The 17,073-nt window shown below is 71.3% G+C and carries 13 protein-coding genes; 7 read left to right on the forward strand and 6 right to left on the reverse strand.

Annotated features, from left to right (window positions below; translation table 11 throughout):
* The first annotated feature begins 118 nt into the window (after positions 1–118).
* The 4 genes from ACIGXX_RS32780 to ACIGXX_RS32795 all read left to right on the forward strand — a co-directional run bounded on the left by ACIGXX_RS32780 (position 119) and on the right by ACIGXX_RS32795 (position 5,005).
* A complete protein-coding gene (locus ACIGXX_RS32780) occupies positions 119–1,750 on the forward strand; it encodes a penicillin-binding transpeptidase domain-containing protein (protein ID WP_366463720.1) in 1,632 nt (543 codons plus the stop codon).
* 87 nt (positions 1,751–1,837) lie between these two features.
* A complete protein-coding gene (locus tag ACIGXX_RS32785) occupies positions 1,838–3,574 on the forward strand; it encodes a penicillin-binding transpeptidase domain-containing protein (RefSeq protein ID WP_383819261.1) in 1,737 nt (578 codons plus the stop codon).
* Positions 3,575–3,659: 85 nt separating this feature from the next.
* Positions 3,660–4,157, forward strand: coding sequence for a YbaK/EbsC family protein (locus tag ACIGXX_RS32790; RefSeq protein ID WP_351162916.1), 498 nt, complete (start codon positions 3,660–3,662; stop codon positions 4,155–4,157).
* The gene (locus tag ACIGXX_RS32795) at positions 4,154–5,005 is read left to right on the forward strand and encodes a DMT family transporter (RefSeq protein ID WP_351162914.1); all 852 of its coding nucleotides are present in this window, start codon (positions 4,154–4,156) and stop codon (positions 5,003–5,005) included. Before ACIGXX_RS32790 ends, ACIGXX_RS32795 begins: the two co-directional genes overlap by 4 nt.
* A gap of 242 nt (positions 5,006–5,247) precedes the next feature.
* On the opposite strand, the gene ACIGXX_RS32800 is transcribed toward ACIGXX_RS32795, so the two are convergent.
* The 4 genes from ACIGXX_RS32800 to ACIGXX_RS32815 are packed head-to-tail and all read right to left on the reverse strand — an operon-like array spanning position 5,248 to position 9,026.
* Complete coding sequence (locus ACIGXX_RS32800) at positions 5,248–6,411, reverse strand: serine hydrolase domain-containing protein (RefSeq protein WP_399981112.1); 1,164 nt, start codon at positions 6,409–6,411, stop codon at positions 5,248–5,250.
* Positions 6,412–6,446: 35 nt separating this feature from the next.
* Positions 6,447–7,214 carry an ABC transporter ATP-binding protein gene (locus tag ACIGXX_RS32805; RefSeq protein ID WP_366463864.1) on the reverse strand — a complete coding sequence of 256 codons (768 nt, stop codon included), beginning with the start codon at positions 7,212–7,214 and terminating at the stop codon, positions 6,447–6,449.
* Positions 7,202–7,963, reverse strand: a complete 762-nt coding sequence (gene cbiQ, locus ACIGXX_RS32810) for a cobalt ECF transporter T component CbiQ (protein WP_351162908.1) — start codon at positions 7,961–7,963, stop codon at positions 7,202–7,204. Before cbiQ ends, ACIGXX_RS32805 begins: the two co-directional genes overlap by 13 nt.
* A 1-nt stretch (position 7,964) precedes the next feature.
* Positions 7,965–9,026: an energy-coupling factor ABC transporter permease gene (locus ACIGXX_RS32815; protein ID WP_399981117.1), complete on the reverse strand. Its 1,062-nt coding sequence runs from the start codon at positions 9,024–9,026 to the stop codon at positions 7,965–7,967.
* 192 nt (positions 9,027–9,218) lie between these two features.
* Between ACIGXX_RS32815 and ACIGXX_RS32820 the strand changes: the two genes are divergently transcribed.
* Positions 9,219–9,560 carry an SsgA family sporulation/cell division regulator gene (locus ACIGXX_RS32820; protein ID WP_351162904.1) on the forward strand — a complete coding sequence of 114 codons (342 nt, stop codon included), beginning with the start codon at positions 9,219–9,221 and terminating at the stop codon, positions 9,558–9,560.
* 6 nt (positions 9,561–9,566) lie between these two features.
* Here ACIGXX_RS32820 and ACIGXX_RS32825 read toward each other — a convergent pair whose 3' ends face one another.
* Positions 9,567–11,804, reverse strand: a complete 2,238-nt coding sequence (locus tag ACIGXX_RS32825; RefSeq protein ID WP_399981121.1) for an MMPL family transporter — start codon at positions 11,802–11,804, stop codon at positions 9,567–9,569.
* A 108-nt stretch (positions 11,805–11,912) separates the two neighbouring features.
* Positions 11,913–12,485 carry a TetR/AcrR family transcriptional regulator gene (locus tag ACIGXX_RS32830; protein ID WP_366463869.1) on the reverse strand — a complete coding sequence of 191 codons (573 nt, stop codon included), beginning with the start codon at positions 12,483–12,485 and terminating at the stop codon, positions 11,913–11,915.
* A gap of 217 nt (positions 12,486–12,702) precedes the next feature.
* Between ACIGXX_RS32830 and ACIGXX_RS32835 the strand changes: the two genes are divergently transcribed.
* The gene (locus ACIGXX_RS32835) at positions 12,703–15,981 is read left to right on the forward strand and encodes a S41 family peptidase (protein ID WP_351162898.1); all 3,279 of its coding nucleotides are present in this window, start codon (positions 12,703–12,705) and stop codon (positions 15,979–15,981) included.
* A gap of 130 nt (positions 15,982–16,111) precedes the next feature.
* A complete protein-coding gene (locus ACIGXX_RS32840) occupies positions 16,112–16,351 on the forward strand; it encodes a hypothetical protein (protein ID WP_351162896.1) in 240 nt (79 codons plus the stop codon).
* Positions 16,352–17,073: the final 722 nt, after the last annotated feature.

Consider the following 17,073-nt stretch of genomic DNA (forward strand, 5'->3'; position numbering starts at 1 on the left):
GGCACCTAGGACACCTTCGGATAACAGCCCTCTCGTACGTCTCCTCCGCCGCTTAGGGTTCGGGGCGAGCGTCCCTCCCGAATGCATTCGGGAGGGCTCCTGGGGAGGGGAACGCGATATGCGAAGAGGGGTAAAGGTCACTCTGGTCGGCGGGGTGTTCGCCGTCATGGTGGGGGGCGCGGGGTACGGCGCGTACAACGTGGTGAACGGCGTGACCGGGGGCGGCGGTTCGTCGGGGGCGGGCCCGCGGGCCGTGAAGACGGGGCCGCCGACGAGCGGTGAGATCGGCGAGACGACGAAGAAGTTCTTCGCCGCGTGGGCCGCCGGCGACGCCGAACAGGCCGGGCGGTACACGAACAACGCCGAAGTGGCCTCGAAGATCCTGACCGGCTACCGCGAGGACGCCCACCTGACGAAGGTGAAGCTCACGCCGGGCAAGACCACCGGCACGATCGTGCCGTTCTCGGTGGAGGCAACGGTGTCGTACAAGGGAAAGACCAAGCCCCTCGCGTACGACTCCGAACTGACCGTCGTCCGCGGCGAGACCACCGGCCGCGCGCTCGTCGACTGGGACCCCTCGGTCATCCACCCGGACCTGAAGCGGGACGACACCCTGGAGACCGGCGAGGCCGCCGCGCCGCCCATCCAGGCCGTGGACCGCAACGGCCAGGTCCTGGACAAGAAGGACTACCCCTCGCTCGGCCCGGTCCTGGACCAGTTGCGCGCGAAGTACGGCGACAAGGCGGGCGGCACACCGGGCGTCGAGCTCTACGTCCAGCACGCGGACGAGAACGCGGGCACCAAGACGCTCCTCACCCTCGCCAAGGGCAAGGCCGGGCAGTTGCGGACGACGTTGAGCGCGTCCGCGCAGCGCGCCGCGGAGAAGGCGGTGGCGCGGCACGCGGACTCCTCCGTGGTCGCCGTGCAGCCGAGCTCCGGCGAGGTCCTCGCGGTCGCCAACCACCGGCAGGACGAGTTCAACGCGGCCTTCGAGGGCACGATGGCCCCCGGCTCGACCATGAAGATCGTCTCGGCGGCGATGCTCATCGACAAGGGCGTGACGAAGGCGAGCGGCCCCGCGCCCTGTCCGGACAGCGCGGTCTGGCAGAGCAACCGGATCAACAACCTCCCCGGCCTGGCCCCGGACGAGGGCGCGACCCTGTCGGACAGCTTCGCGCGCTCCTGCAACACCGCGTTCGTGAAGCTGGTCGACGAGGACGGCATCACGGACGCGTCCCTCACCGAGGAGGCGCAGAACCGGTTCGGCCTCGGGCTCGACTGGAAGGTCGGCGTCCGGACGACGGACGGCTCGGTCCCGGCGTCCGGCGGCCCCGACCGCGCGCAGAACATGATCGGCCAGGGCAAGGTGCAGCTGAACCCGCTCAACATGGCGTCGGTCACGGCGACCGCGATGACGGGCGCCTTCCGGCAGCCGGTCATCGTGGACCCGGGCCTCGACGACCGGGAACTGGCCCAGGCGCGCGGCCTGCCCGCCTCCACCGTCCAGCAGCTGCGCCAGATGATGAACCGCACGGCGGTCAGCGGCACCGGCGCCCGTGCCATGTCCGGGCTCAGCGGCAGCATCGGCGCGAAGACCGGTTCGGCGGAGGTCACGGGCCAGGAGAAGCCGGACAGCTGGTTCACGGGCTACCGGGAGGACGTGGCGGCCGCCGCGGTGGTCCAGAAGGGCGGCCACGGCGGCGACGCGGCCGGTCCTATCGTGGCGGCGGTGCTTGCCGCAGGCAGTTGAGGTGATTGGTCGGGGGCTTCATGAAAGCCCCCTAGTGTTGGGCCTTCCGGTGCGGAGCTTGGGGGCTCCGGGATCTGCGGAGGATCAGTGGGCAAGCGAGGACGCGCCAGCGAGCGCAAGGGCATCAAGAACATCACGGGCACATCGGGCACCGGCGGCGCCAAGGTGCACCCCGGCGTGCTCGGCGGCGCCGCCGCCGTGGTGGTGTGCGGCGTGGGCATCGCCGCGTACAGCCTGATCGGCGGCTCGTCCGGCGACGAAGGACCGACGGTCGACGAGAAGCCGGTGGCCGCGGGCCCGCCGACGGCCGCCGAGGTCCGTGCCACCACGCGGGACTTCCTCGCCGCGTGGGAGAAGGGCGACGTGGCGAAGGCCGCGGCGCTCACGGACGACCGGACGGCCGCGAAGACCGCGCTGACCGCGTACGCCAAGGACTCCCACCTCACCGAGGTGAAGCTGGCGCCGGGCAAGCGGGCGGGCGCCAAGGTGCCGTTCTCGGTCACGTCCACGGTCTCGTACGAGGGAAAGAAGAAGCCCTTCGCCTACGGGTCCGAGCTCACCGTGGTGCGAAGAAAGCACGACGGCAAGACGCTGGTCGGCTGGCAGCCCTCCGTCGTCCACCCGGACCTGAAGGACGGCGACCGCCTGGTCACCGGCGAGGCCGGTGACCCGCCGATCAAGGCGGTGGACCGCGACGGCGGCGAGCTGACGAAGGCGAAGTACCCCTCCCTGGGCACGGTGTTGGACAGCCTGCGCGAGAAGTACGGCGAGAAGGCCGGCGGCACGGCGGGCGTGGAACTGCGCGTCGTGCGCAAGGACAGCGCGAAGGCGGCCGAGAAGTCGGCGACGACGAAGGACGACGCCAAGGCGACGCCCGACAAGACGCTGCTCACGCTCTCCCCCGGAACCCCCGGCACCCTGAAGACCACCTTCGACGCGAAGCTCCAGTCGGCGGCGGAGAAGGAGACGGGCAAGCGCAAGCAGGCGGCGGTCGTCCTGGTGAAGCCCAGCACGGGCGAGATCCTGGCGGCGGCCAACTCGAACCCCGGCGGCTTCAACACCGCGTTCCAGGGTTCGCTGGCCCCCGGCTCGACGATGAAGGTCATCACGTCGTCGCTGCTCCTGGAGAAGAAGCTCGCGGGGGTCGACAAGAAGCACCCCTGCCCGAAGTACGTGACGTACGGCGGCTGGAAGTTCCAGAACGACGACAAGTTCCAGATCAAGGACGGCACGTTCCGCGCGAGCTTCGCCCGGTCCTGCAACACCGCCTTCATCAGCCAGGCCAAGAAGCTCCAGAACGACTCCCTGACCAAGCAGGCGCAGGAGGTCTTCGGCCTCGGCCGCGACAACTGGTCGATCGGCGTCCCGTCCTTCGACGGTGCGATCCCGGTGCAGAGCGACGCGCAGATGGGCGCCTCGCTGATCGGGCAGGGCGGGGTCCGCATGAACCCGCTGAACATGGCGTCGGTGGCGGCCACGGCGAAGTCGGGCACGTTCAGGCAGCCGTACCTGGTCTCCCCGGACGTCGACAAGCGCACGCTCGCGACGGCGCCCCGGAAGATGTCGGGCGCGACGGCCTCGGCGCTGCGTGACCTGATGCACTACACGGCGGTCGCGGGCACGGCGGTGGAGCCCATGTCCGGGCTCGGCTCCGACATGGGCGCGAAGACGGGCTCCGCGGAGGTCGACGGCCAGAAGAAGCCCAACGGCTGGTTCACGGCGTACCGCGGTGACCTGGCCGCGGGAGCGGTGGTGCAGCAGGGCGGACACGGCGGCGAGTCGGCCGGGCCGCTGGTGCGGGCGATGTTCCAGGCGGGTCGGTAGCCGCGGTCGCACTCGGCGGGACCCGCTGTCCGGTATGCGGATACACGGTCGCGTGCCCGGTACACGGACCGCTAGCGTGCCGGGCATGAGCGCTACAGATTCCCCCGCCCACCCCCGGTTCGCCGCTGCCCTCGCGGACCTCGGTCTCGCTGAACTCGTCGGCGAGGTCCGCCGCTTCCCGGAGGCGACGCGCACCGCCCAGGAGGCCGCCGCGGCCATCGGCTGCGAGCTGAGCCAGATCTGCAAGTCGCTGATCTTCGCGGCGGACGGTGTTCCGGTCCTGGTCCTGATGGACGGCGCCTCAAGGGTCGACCTGGAGCTCGTGCGGCGTGAGCTGGGCGCGGAGAAGGTGACGCGCGCGAAGGCGGACGTCGTGCGGGAGACCACGGGGTACGCGATCGGCGGCGTACCGCCCTTCGGCCACGTGACGCGGACCCGGGTGCTCGCGGACCGCTCGCTGCTCGGCCACGAGGTGGTGTGGGCGGCGGCAGGAACCCCGTACGCCGTCTTCCCCATGGCGCCCAAGGACCTGGTCCACCACGCGAACGGCACCCTGGTGGACGTGCGCGAGACCGCCAAGTGACGCCGCTGGTCGCGTCGGCGGTGCTGCTTGCCGCCGTCACGCACGCGTGCTGGAACGCGATCGCGCACCACATCACCGACAAGCTGGTCGGCTTCACCCTCATATCCGGCGGCGGTCTGCTGATCGGCGTGCTCATCGCCCCGTTCGCGGCGATGCCCGCGGCCGGTGCGTGGCCGTACCTGATCGTCTCCGCGCTGATCCACATCGGCTACTACGCCCTGCTGATGAAGTCGTTCAAGCTCGGCGACTTCGGCCAGGCGTACCCGATCGCGCGCGGCACGGCGCCGCTGGTGGTCACCGTCCTCGCTGCGGTCTTCGCGGGCGAGATCCCGGACGGCTGGCAGGCGGCGGGCGTCGCGGTCTCCTGCGCGGGCCTGACGGGCCTCGCCCTGTGGGGCATACGCGGCTCGGGCCGGCGCCCCCACTGGGCGGCGATCGGCGCGGCGCTCGCGACGGGCGTCTCGATCGCGGCGTACACGGTGGTGGACGGACTCGGCGTCCGTGCCTCCGGTTCCTCCCTGGGCTACATCGCGTGGCTGATGATCCTGGAGGGCCTCGCGATCCCGGTGTACGCGGCGTACCGCTGGCGCGGGGCTTTCGTGGCCCGGCTGCGGCCGTTCGCGGCGGTGGGCCTGCTGGGGGCGGCCCTGTCCGTGGCCGCGTACGGCCTGGTCCTGTGGGCCCAGACGAAGGCGGACCTCGCGCCCATCTCGGCGCTGCGGGAGTCGTCGATCATCGTGGGCGCGGGAATCGGAGCGGTGTTCTTCAAGGAGAAGTTCGGGGCGCCGAGGCTGGTGGCGGCGGGGCTGATGGTGGCGGGGATCGGGTTGATGCTGCACGCGGGGTGAGAGCGTCTTTCTTTTCCCAGCCCCGCCCCTTCCCGAAAACCGTGCCTGCGCCCCGGACCTACCTGGGCTCCGCCCCGGACCCCGGACAAGATGTCCTCAAACGCCGGACGGGCTGGAAATCCAGCCCGTCCGGCGTTTGAGGACGAACTCGGCGGAGCCGGTGATGACGGCCCCCAAAGCTCCCGGAAGGCCCCCGCGCCAGAGCGGGTTTGCGGGAAGGGGCGGGGTTGGGGCAAAGGCCCCTACAACAGCCCCCGCAGGGCCCGCACCAGCCCCTGTGCCCGCGGGTCCGCCGTAACCCCCTTGTTCATCCCATTGGTCACGTAACCGAACCCCACCCCCGACTCCGGATCGGCGAAGCCGAGCGCGCCCCCGCGCCCGGGGTGCCCGAACGACCCGGCCCCCAGCAGGGGCGACGCACCGCCGTGCAGCATGTAGCCGAGCCCGAAGCGGGTGTTGACGATCAGGACGCGGTCCGGCCCTGCCGACACCTCGCCCCGCGCCAGCGCCACCGCCTCCGGGGTCAACAACCGCGCCCCGCCCTCGACTTCACCGATCAGCGAGGCGTAGAACCGCGCGAGCGAGGAAGCCGTCGCGATGCCGTTCGACGCGGGAAGGACCGCCGCCCGGTACGCCGGGTCGTTCTCGTCCGGTGACGGGGTGATCGCACCGAAGGCCCGCTGCGTGAGGGAGTCGGGATCGGCGTAGGCCTCGGCCACGTTCCGGCGGGGGCGGATTCTGAGGCCACCCGGAGCCGCGGGAGCCGAGACCTGCCCGAGCCGACCGACCCGCCCCGCCTCCCCCTCCGGAAGCCCGATCCACAGGTCGAGGCCGAGCGGCCCGGCGATCTCCGAGGCCATCCACTCCCCGATGCCCCGCCCCGTCACCCGCCGCACCAACTCCCCGGTCAGCCAGCCGTACGTATGCGCGTGATAGCCGTGCTCCGTGCCCGGCTCCCAGAACGGAGCCTGGGCCGCGACCGCCGCGGCGGCGAAGTCGGGGTCCGCCGCCTGGGCAGGTGTCAGCGGAACGTCGAGCGCCGGTACCCCCGCCCGGTGCGCGAGCACGTCGCGGACCAGCGCCCCTTCCTTGCCCCCGGCCTTGAACTCCGGCCAGTAGGAGCCGACGGGCGCGTCCAGGTCCAGCTCGCCGCGCTGGTGGAGGAGGAGCAGGACGGCCGCCGCCACGCCCTTCGTGGCCGAGCGCACCACCTGGGCGGTCCCCCGCTCCCACGCCCCGCCCCCGTCGAACGACTCCGTGCCGCCCCACAGCTCCACGACCGGCCGCCCGTCGCGGTACACGGTGACCGCCGCTCCCTGCTCGCCGAGTTCGCGGAAGTTGCGGACGAAAGCGTCCCGGACCGGCTCGAACCCCTCGGCGACCACACCGCGCACATCGACATCCATGCTAGGACCAACAGCCGCCCACTGCCATGGATTCCCTACCGGTTCACCTTCACCGTCTTCGGATCGAAGCCGAACGGCAGCTCAAGCCGGTGCGCGCCCATGAGGTCCTCGTCACCGAGCAGCTCCCCCGTCGGCCCGTCCGCCGCGATCACGCCTTCGCTGAGGATCAGGGCCCGGGGGCACAGTTCGAGCGCGTACGGCAGGTCGTGCGTGACCATCAGGACCGTCACGTCCAACGACCGCAGGATGTCGGCCAGTTCGCGGCGTGATGCCGGGTCCAGGTTCGACGACGGTTCGTCGAGGACCAGGATCTCCGGCTCCATCGCGAGGACCGTCGCCACCGCGACCCGCCTGCGCTGGCCGAAGGAGAGGTGGTGCGGCGGGCGGTCGGCGAACTCCGCCATGCCCACCTGCGCCAGCGCCTTCTGGACCCGCGCCTCCAGTTCGGGACCCCGCATCCCGGCCGCCGCCGGGCCGAACGCCACGTCCTCGCGCACCGTCGGCATGAAGAGCTGGTCGTCGGGGTCCTGGAAGACGATGCCGACCCGTCGCCTGATCTCCGCCATGTGCTTCTTGCCGACGGGCAGGCCCGCGACGGTGACCGTGCCCGCGCCGCCCGTCAGGATGCCGTTCAGGTGCAGGACGAGCGTCGTCTTGCCCGCGCCGTTCGGGCCGAGCAGCGCGACCCGCTCGCCGCGGCCGATCGTCATGTCGACGCCGAAGAGCGCCTGGTGCCCGTCGGGGTAGGCGAAGGCGAGGCCGGAGACGTCCAGAGAGGCGGGAGCAGTAGTCACAGGGTCCATCCCAGCAGGCAGACGACAAGAGCGGCGCCCGGCAGGGCGAAGGCGTACGTCCACTGTGCACGCGAGGCCGTGACCTCGTCGATCACCGGCATCGAACCGGCGTATCCCCGGCTGACCATGGCCAGGTGCACCCGCTCGCCCCTCTCGTACGAGCGGATGAAGAGCGCGCCGGCGGACTTCGCGAGGACGCCCCACTGGCTCACGCCCCGCGCCTCGAAGCCGCGCGACTCGCGTGCGATCTTCATGCGGCGCATCTCGTCGGTGATCACGTCGCCGTAGCGGATCATGAACGAGGCGATCTGGACGAGCAGCGGCGGCAGCTTCAGCCGCTGGAGGCCCAGGAGCAGCGAGCGCAGTTCGGTGGTCGAGGCGAGGAGCACGGAGGCCGCGACGCCGAGCGTGCCCTTGGCCAGGACGTTCCAGGCGCCCCAGAGTCCGTTCACGCTCAGGGACATGCCCAGTACGTCGACGCGCTCGCCCTCCGCCACGAACGGCATGAGCACCGCGAACGCCACGAACGGCACCTCGATGAGCAGCCGCTTCAGGAGGAAGGGGAGCGGGACGCGGGACGCGTACGCCACCACGCCGAGCAGCACCGCGTAGAGAGCGAACGCCCACATCGCCTCGCGCGGTGTGGAGACCACCACGACCACGAAGCAGAAGACCGCCGCGAGCTTGGTGTGCGGGGGCAGCGCGTGCACCGGGGAGTGGCCGTGCCGGTAGAGCCGGTGGGCGTGGCCCGAACCCATGTCAGGAGATCTCGGAGACGGACGCCGTGGATGCCGGGTCCGTGTCCGCCGTACGGCGACGCCGCAGCGCCCAGAAGACGGCCGATCCCGCGACGACGGTGACGCCGACGCCGATCACGCCCGCGAGGCCGCCGGAGAGGCGGCTGTCGGTGATGTCCTTGACGCCGTAGTCGGCGAGCGGGGAGTCCGACGTGGCGTGCTCCTCGGCCTTCTTGTCGATGCCCTTGTCGGCGGCGACCTTCTCCAGGCCGTCGGGGTTCGCGGAGGCGTAGAAGCTGACGAAGCCCGCGAGGACGAGGGAGGTGACCAGGCCCGCGATCCACACCTTTCGGTGGGAGCGCGCGGCTGCAGGGGCCGGGGTATCGGCGGCGGGGGCGTCGACCAGCTCGCCCGCGACGCGCAGCTTCAGCTTCTGGGTGAGGCCGCGGGCGCCGTAGACCAGGTCGGGGCGGACCGCGATGACGGCTCCGACGGTGAGCGCGGTGATGGCCGCCTCGCCGATGCCGATGAGGACGTGCACGCCGACCATGGCGGTGGCGACCTTGCCGATGGAGACGTCGGTGGTGCCGCCGAGCGCGTAGAGGAACGTGAAGGCGACCGCGGCGGCGGGCACGGAGAGCAGCGCGGCGACGAAGGAGGAGGCGGTGATGGAGCGGCGGGTGCGCGGGAGCACCTTCACCAGGCCGCGGAAGACGAGGTAGGCCACGACGGTCGTGACGATCGCCATGTCCGTGATGTTCACGCCGAGCGCGGTCAGGCCGCCGTCGGCGAAGAGGACGCCCTGCATGAGCAGCACGACGGAGACGCACAGGACGCCTGTATAGGGGCCGACGAGTATCGCGGCGAGTGCTCCGCCGAGCAGATGTCCGCTGGTGCCGGCGGCGACCGGGAAGTTCAGCATCTGCACCGCGAAGATGAACGCGGCGACGAGGCCGGCCAGCGGCGCGGTCCGTTCGTCCAGCTCACGCCGTGCGCCACGGAGGCTGACGGCGATCGCCCCGGCGGCGATGACCCCGGTGGCGGCGGAGACGGGTGCGTTGATGAATCCGTCGGGGACATGCATGCGCGCGCTCCTGGGCAGGACAGGAAGAGAGAAGCAGAGCGGATCGCTCGTGAACCGTTCAATGATAGTGCCTTGTTGCGAACGGTTTGCAAGAGCGGCGACTACCCAGTTATCCCGGTCACACCTGGAGCAGGAATCGGAATATATGGGACATTAGAGGGCAGAAGGCACGTGATGGTGAGGAGTTCGGCGATGTCCGCAGTAGAGCAGTTCGCACGTGCCCACGTCGTCACGGACTCCCCTGACGACCAGCTGGCCGTCCCCGCCGTCCTCCGGTACGACCCGGAGGCCGACCCGCAGTCGGTGCGGATCGGCCTCCCTGGTTCCCACGAGTGGACCTTCGCCCGGCAGCTGCTCGAACAGGGACTGCGGGCCCCGACCACCAGCGGCGACGTACACATATGGCCCTGTGGGCGGGTCCAGACGGTCATGGAGTTCCACTCGGCGCAGGGGGTGGCGGTCGTGCAGTTCGACGCATCGGCGCTGATCCGCTTCCTGCGCCGCACGTACGCGACCGCCCCCGTCCCGCACTGACGCGGGTCAGACGCGCGTGAGCTCCCGGTCCTCCTCGGGACCTCGCGCGCCCGACGCGTCGAGGTCACGCAGGCCCTCGCCCTCGACGTCGACGTTCGGCAGCGCGCGGTCCAGCCACTTCGGCAGCCACCACGCCCGCTTGCCCAGCAGCGCGAGCACGGCCGGGACCAGCGCCATGCGCACGATGAACGCGTCGAAGAAGACGGCGATCGCGAGACCGAAGCCGATCATCTTGACCATCTGCTCGCTGGAGCCGATGAAGCCGGCGAACACCGCCATCATGATCACGGCGGCCGCCGAGACCACGCGCGCCCCGTGCCGGAAGCCGGTCACGACCGCCTGGCCGGGCCGCTCCCCGTGGACGTACGCCTCTCGCATGCGCGTCACGAGGAACACCTCGTAGTCCATCGCGAGGCCGAAGACGACGCCCACCATGAAGATCGGCATCATGCTCATGATCGGGCCGGTCTGCTCCACGCCGAAGAGCGAGCCGAGCCAGCCCCACTGGAAGACCGCGACGACCGCGCCCAGGGCCGCGAGGACCGAGAGCAGGAAGCCGAGCGCCGCCTTGAGCGGGACCAGGATGGAGCGGAAGACGACGATCAGGAGGAGGAAGGCGAGGCCGACGACCAGGGCCAGGTAGGGCAGCAGGGCGTCGTTCAGCTTCTGCGAGACGTCGATGTTCATGGCCGTCGTGCCGGTGACCATGACGCTCGCGCCGGTGTCGGCCTTGATGTCGGCGCCCGCGTCGCGGATCGAGTGCACGAGGTTCTCGGTCTCGATGCCGCTGGGCTTGGAGGACGGGACGACGCTGATGATCGCCGTGTCGCCCTCCTTGTTGAGCATCGGCGGGGCGACCGAGAGGACGTCGTCGAGTCCGGAGATCGTCTTGCTGATCTCACCGGCCGCGGCCTTCGGGTCGGCCGCCCCCTTGAGGTCGGCGACCGTCATCAGCGGGCCGTTGAAACCGGGCCCGAATCCGTCGGAGACCAGGTCGTACGCCTTGCGCTGGGTCGTGGACGTCGGCTGCGCGCCGTCGTCCGGGAGGCCCAGTTCGAGGGAGGAGACGGGCAGCGCGGCGGCGCCGAGGCCGATGACGCCGACCAGCAGGACCGTCAGCGGGCGGCGGATGACGAAGCGCGCCCAGCGGGTGCCGAGGTTGTCCTTCGGCTTGGCGTCGGACTCCGCGGCGGCCTTCTTGCCGCCCCTGCCGAGCACCTTGCTCTTCTCGCCCGTGGGCTTGACCTTCTTGCCCGCGTACCCGAGCAGCGCCGGGATCAGGGTGAGCGCGATGAGTACGGCGATGACCACCGTGCCGGCCGCCGCGAAGCCCATCTTGGTGAGCATCGGGATGTTCACCACGGCGAGGCCGACCAGGGCGATGACCACGGTGAGCCCGGCGAAGACCACGGCCGAACCGGCGGTTCCCACGGCGCGGCCCGCCGCCTCCTCGCGGTCCCGTCCGTCGGCGAGTTCGCCGCGGTAGCGGGAGACGATGAAGAGCGCGTAGTCGATGCCGACCGCGAGGCCGATCATCATGGCGAGCGTGGAGGTCGTCGTCCCCAGGTCGAGCGCGCTGGCGAGCGCGGTGATCGAGGAGACCCCGATGCCCACGCCGATCAGCGCGGTGAGGAGGGGAAGACCCGCCGCGATCAGCGAGCCGAAGGTGATGACGAGGACGACGGCCGCGACCGCGATGCCGATGATTTCGGTGGCCCCGGTCTCGGGCATGGCCTGCAGCGCGTCGCCGCCGACCTCGACCGTGAGCCCGGAGTCACGCGCCTGCTCGGTGGTCTTCTCCAGCGCGTCACGGCTCTCGTCGGTCAGCTCCATCGAGGTGACCTTGTACGAGACCGACGCGTACGCGGTGGAGCCGTCCTTGCTGACCGTCTTGGTCTGGAAGGGGCTGTCCGCCCGCGCCACCTCGTCCGAACCGGACTTGAGGGCGGCGACGGTCTTCTGGATCTCGGCCTTGTTGGCCGGGTCGGTGACCTTCTCGCCGTCCGGCGCCTTGAAGACGACACGGGCACTCGCGCCGTCGGCACTGGATTCGGGCACGCGCTCTTCGAGCAGGTCGAAGGCCTTCTGGGCCTCGGTCCCGGGAATGGAGAAGGAGCTGGAGGCGGCGGTGGGCGCGGACGCGGCGCCGACTCCGGCGAGCGTCAGGAGCGCCACCCAGATCAGGGCGACGAAGTGCCGTCGCCTGAAGGCGAGTCGGCCGAGTTTGTAGAGGAAAGTGGCCACGAGGGCGAACTCCCGGTCAGGTCGTTGTGTCTGAGGGCAGGGGGGATCAGCCCGACGACGTGAGCGGTCGCGTCAGGTGGAGAGGGTGGGGCTGGTGAGGGGGTCGGGTCAGACGCCGAGAGCGGGGAGGATCACGGCGTCGATGTAGGAACGGAGGAAATCACGGTCGACCGTGCGGTCCTCGATCAGGTCACGGGCGACGAAGGCCCCGACCATCATGTGGATGACGTAGTTCAACGCCGGGTTGCCCGGGTCCACTTCGCCGCGGTCCACGGCCCTGCGCAGCAGTGCGTTCAGGCCGGTGATCTCCGGCTCGATGAGCAACTGCCGCAGCGCCTGGTGGAGTTCGGGGTTCTCGTGGATGGCGTGGAACAGGCTGCGCATCAGCGCGGCGTCCTGCTCCATCTGACAGTCGTCCGAACGGTTCACGGACTCGATCAGGTCGCCGCGCAGGGACCCGGTGTCGATGTCCTCGATGGACACCGGCTTGTTGTGCCGCAGCGCCCTGACGACCAGCTCCGGCTTGCTCCCCCACTGGCGGTAGAGGGTGGCCTTGCTGGATTTCGCACGGGCCGCGACGGCGTCCATCGTGAGCGCCTCGTAGCCGACCTCGCGGAGCAGGTCGAGCACGGCCGCGTAGAGCTCGGCCTCGCGCTCGGGTGTGATCCGGCTGCGCCGCACCGTTGCCGCCTCAGCCATGATCCCTCCGCTCCTCGTCGAAACCGCTGCGTACGCCATGACTGTACCCGCGGCCTTAACGAAACGAAACAGTTTCGTACGTGTGCTGCGTCACGCGCTCGCTCCCCGCACCGATCCACGCATCGATCCCCGCCCGTCCGCACCTGTCCGCCCCCGTGTACGAGTTGCCGGGCCCTCCGCACCGGAAAAGCATGGTGAAGTGACCGACGCGCGCGATGAAGCCCATGCTGACCACGCCTACCTGCGATTTCCGCACCTCAGCGGCGACCGTCTCTGTTTCGCGGCCGAGGACGATCTCTGGGTGGCCCCGCTGAGCCCGGACGGCGCCCCCGCGGGCAGGGCCTGGCGGGTGACCGTCGACCGGACCAAGGTGAGCCACCCGCGCTTCTCGCCGGACGGCCGCCACATCGCGTACACGACCTGGCGCAGCCTCGACCCCGAGATCCATCTCGCCCCGGTCGACGGCGGCCCGGCCCGGCGCCTCACCTACTGGGGGAGCACGGACACCCGGGTCTGCGGCTGGTCCCCCGACGGCGACATCCTCGCCGTCTCCTCGCACGGCCAGCCCTTCTCGTACTTCTGCTGGGCCTACAGCGTGCACACCGACGGCTCACCCGGCGGCAAGCTGCCCTGGGGCCCGGTGTACGACATCGCGGTCAACGACATCGACGGCGAGCGCAAGACGCTGCTCCTGACCGGCAAGCCCCCGCACGAGCCCGCCGCCTGGAAGCGCTACCGGGGCGGGGCGACGGGCCGCCTGTGGCTGCACGGCGAACAGCTCCTGCCCGACCTCGACGGGCACCTGGACGCCCCCATGTTCGTGGACGGCAGGATCGCCTTCCTCTCCGACCACGAGGGCGTCGGCAACCTCTACTCCTGCCTGCCGGACGGCTCCGACCTGCGCCGGCACACCGATCACGACGCGTTCTACGCCCGGCACGCCTCCAGCGACGGCACCCGCGTCGTCTACCAGTGCGCGGGCGACGTCTGGCTGGTGGACGACCTGTCCGCCGACTCCGTGCCGCGCCGCCTCGACGTGCGCCTGGGCGGGCCGCGCGCCGGACGGCGGATCTATCAGGTGCCGGCCGCGCAGCACCTCGACTCGATCTCCGTGGACACGACCGGCCGGGCCAGCGCCGTCGTCGTACGCGGCAGCCTGTACTGGCTCACGCACCGGGACGGGCCCGCCCGCACCATCACGGACACCCCGGGCGTGCGCGTCCGGCTCCCGGAGATGCTCGGCAAGGGCGGGCAGGTCGCCTACGTCACCGACGCGGAGGGCGAGGACGCCGTCGAGATCGCCTATCTGCCGCGCGCGAGCGGCGAGCGCGAACCGCGCAGGCTGGCGCAGGGCGAGCTCGGCCGGGTCCTCGAACTGCTCTCCGACCCCGACGGCGAACGGCTCGCCATCTCGTCGAACGACGGCAGGCTCCTCCTGGTCGACGCCACCGAGGAGTCGAACGGCGAGGTGACGGAGCTGATCCGCTCCGTCAACGGACCGGTGCGCGACCTGGCGTTCTCCCCGGACGGGGCATGGCTGACCTGGTCGCATCCGGGCATCGGCCGCTCCCTGCGGCAGATCAAGATGGCCCGCATCCACGGTCCCGGCGCCCGCACGATCGTCGACGTGACCAACGGCCGCTTCGAGGACGAGAACCCGGTCTTCACCCGCGACGGCCGCTATCTCGCCTTCCTCTCCTGGCGCGGCTTCGACCCGGTCTACGACGTGCACACCGGCGACCTGTCCTTCCCGCTCGGCTGCCGTCCCTACCTGGTCCCCCTGTCCTCGGCCACCCCGTCCCCCTTCGCCCTCTCCCCCGACGGCCGGCCGGCCGCGGGCGGGCTCGACCCGGCCGACAGCGGGTCGGAGGACGGCGCCGTCATCGTGGAGGTGGAGGGCCTGGAGAGCAGGGTGACGCCGTTCCCGGTCTCGGCGTCGAAGTACTCGGCGCTCCACCCCGTCAGCGGTGGCGGCCTGGTCTGGCTGCGCTGGCCGATCTCGGGCGCGCTCGGCGAGACGTTCGCCAACCCGGCGGACACCTCGGGACGCCCCACCCTGGAGTACTTCAACATCACCAAGGGCAAGAAGTCCGCGCTTGTCGACCACCTCGACTGGTTCGCGCTCAGCGGCGACGGCTCGCGGCTCGTGGTGGTCGACGAGGGCGACCTGCGCGCGGTCCCCTCGACGGAGACCGGCGACGTCGACACGACCGTCTGGATCGACCTGCGCCGCATCCTGCACGAGGTCGACCCGGCGGCCGAGTGGCGCCAGTCCTACGACGAGGCGGGCCGCCTGATCCGCGCCTACTTCTGGGAGCCTCGGATGTGCGGCATCGACTGGCCCGCGATCCTGGACCAGTACCGGCCGCTGGTGGACCGGGTCGCGTCCCCCGACGAGTTCGCCGACCTCCTGCGCGAGGTCCTGGGCGAGCTGGGCACGTCCCATGCGTACGTCTCCGCCGCTCGCCGCAACGAAGGGCCGCCGCACTACCAGCGGGCGATGGGGCTGCTCGGCGCCAACCTGGTCTGCCGGGACGGCAGTTGGATGATCAAGCGCATCCTGCCCGGCGACTCATCCGACTCCAAGGCGCGCTCGCCGCTCGCGGGCGCGGGCATCCGCGAGGGCGCGGTCCTCACCCACATCGACGGCCGCCCGGTGGACCCGGTGACGGGCCCCTTCCCCCTGCTCGCGGCAGCGGGCGGCACGACGGTGGAGCTGACGTTCCAGCCCGCTGAGCGGGAGGGCAGGTCGAGGAGGGTGGCGATCGTCCCCCTCATCAACGAACGCCCCCTGCGCTACCAGGACTGGGTGGCCAAACGCCGCGAGGTCGTACGGGAGTTGAGCGGGGGCAAGTGCGGCTACCTGCACATCCCCGACATGGGCGGCTCCGGCTGGGCCCAGTTCAACCGGGACCTGCGCCTGGAGGTCTCGCGCCCGGCCCTGATCGTGGACGTGCGCGGCAACGCGGGCGGCCACATCAGCGAGCTGGTCGTCGAGAAGCTGACGCGCAAGATCCTGGGCTGGGACCTGACGCGGAACGCCCAGCCGGTGTCGTACGCGTCGAACGCCCCGCGCGGCCCCGTGGTGGCCCTGGCCGACGAGGCGACGTCCTCGGACGGCGACATGATCACGGCGGCCTTCAAGCTGCTCGGCCTCGGCCCGGTGGTGGGCCAGCGCACGTGGGGCGGCGTGGTCGGGATGACCGGGCGGCACGTCCTGGGCGACGGGACGATCATCACGGTGCCGATGAACGCGGGGTGGTTCGACGCGTACGGCTGGTCCGTGGAGAACCACGGCGTGGCCCCGGACCTGGAGGTGCTGCGCACGCCCCTGGACTGGGCGGAGGGCCGGCACGCCCAGCTGGACGACGCGGTGGGGGTGGCGCTCGACCTCCTGGAACGGCAGCCGGCGGCGGACCCGCCGGGGATGGAGGACGTACCGGACAGGAGGCGGCCGAAGCTGCCGCCGAGGGGGTAGTCAGTGCGCGGGTTTCGCAGGCGGCCTACGGTGTCGGATCACTGGCCGTGATTGATCGAAATGCGGGGAATGTACCGTCATGTAAGTCTGGTCGAGGCCCTTCCAACCTCACCCTCTAGGAGTGAACCGCATGGGCATCAAGGACCAGTTCCAGGACAAGGCCAACGACCTCTCCGCCAAGGCGAAGGGCGCCATGGGCGGCGAGAAGGACGAGGCGAGCGAGCGCGCCTCGCAGGCTCGTGACGACGCGCGGGAGCGCGGCCAGCAGGCCCAGGAGGAGTCGCGGGAGCGTTCCGCGAAGTCCCCGGACGAGGCACAGCGGGCGGCGCAGGAGCAGCAGGACAAGTTCAACCAGGACTACGACGCCTGACGCTGCGCTGAGCTTTGACCAGTGAGCCCACCCGGGACGCCGGGTGGGCTTCGCTCTGCCTGCGGCGCCGGTTGCCTGCGGCGCCGGGTTACCTGCGGCGCCGCTGCGGGGGGCTGCCGTCACCTGCGGCTCGGTGGGTGCGGCCCCTGTCCCACCGCTTCGCGGCGGATCAATCCCACCCACCCACCCGATCACCCGGCAGGCGTCGCCGCCGCGCGCAGCGCGAAGCGGCTGCACCTCCGGGGCCTCTGCCACCGCTGCGCGCGGCCGAGTTCACCTGCCCCTCGGTGGCGCGCCACCACCCGTCCCACCGCGTCCTGCCCCTTGACGAGGCGCCACCACCTGCCCGTTGGGGACACACCCACCCCCTCTCCCACCGCTTCCTACCCCTTGGCGAGACGCCGCCCCCTGCCCGTTGGGGACGCGCCACCCGCCCTCCCACCCGCTTCGCGGCGGATCAACCCCGCCCGCCCTCCCCATGGCCCGCGGCGAATCACCCCCACCCACCCACCTGTTCACCACGGGGTAATCGGGTGGGTGGGCGGGAAAGATCCGCCGCGGAGCGGCGGGCCAGGGTCCGCCCCCACGGCGGGTCAGACGCTCACGGCGAGGCAGATCGGCCCCACTCCCCCGCAGTGAAGCGGGCCCCGCCCCACCCCCGCCGCGAGCGAGGCGAGGCGAGGCGCACGCCCCGCCCCCGGGAGTAGGACCCCCGCGAGCAA

Origin of the sequence: Streptomyces sp. NPDC055243 (genome assembly GCF_044544025.1) — a bacterium.
Taxonomy (GTDB): Bacteria; Actinomycetota; Actinomycetes; order Streptomycetales; family Streptomycetaceae; genus Streptomyces.

Coding starts and splice junctions, on each gene's coding strand:
- ACIGXX_RS32805 (WP_366463864.1), bottom strand. CDS start 7,214: ATGGACCCTGTGACTACTGCTCCCGCCTCTCTGGACGTCTCCGGCCTC.
- cbiQ (WP_351162908.1), bottom strand. CDS start 7,963: ATGGGTTCGGGCCACGCCCACCGGCTCTACCGGCACGGCCACTCCCCG.
- ACIGXX_RS32820 (WP_351162904.1), top strand. CDS start 9,219: ATGTCCGCAGTAGAGCAGTTCGCACGTGCCCACGTCGTCACGGACTCC.
- ACIGXX_RS32800 (WP_399981112.1), bottom strand. CDS start 6,411: ATGGATGTCGATGTGCGCGGTGTGGTCGCCGAGGGGTTCGAGCCGGTC.
- ACIGXX_RS32840 (WP_351162896.1), top strand. CDS start 16,112: ATGGGCATCAAGGACCAGTTCCAGGACAAGGCCAACGACCTCTCCGCC.
- ACIGXX_RS32780 (WP_366463720.1), top strand. CDS start 119: ATGCGAAGAGGGGTAAAGGTCACTCTGGTCGGCGGGGTGTTCGCCGTC.
- ACIGXX_RS32790 (WP_351162916.1), top strand. CDS start 3,660: ATGAGCGCTACAGATTCCCCCGCCCACCCCCGGTTCGCCGCTGCCCTC.
- ACIGXX_RS32815 (WP_399981117.1), bottom strand. CDS start 9,026: ATGCATGTCCCCGACGGATTCATCAACGCACCCGTCTCCGCCGCCACC.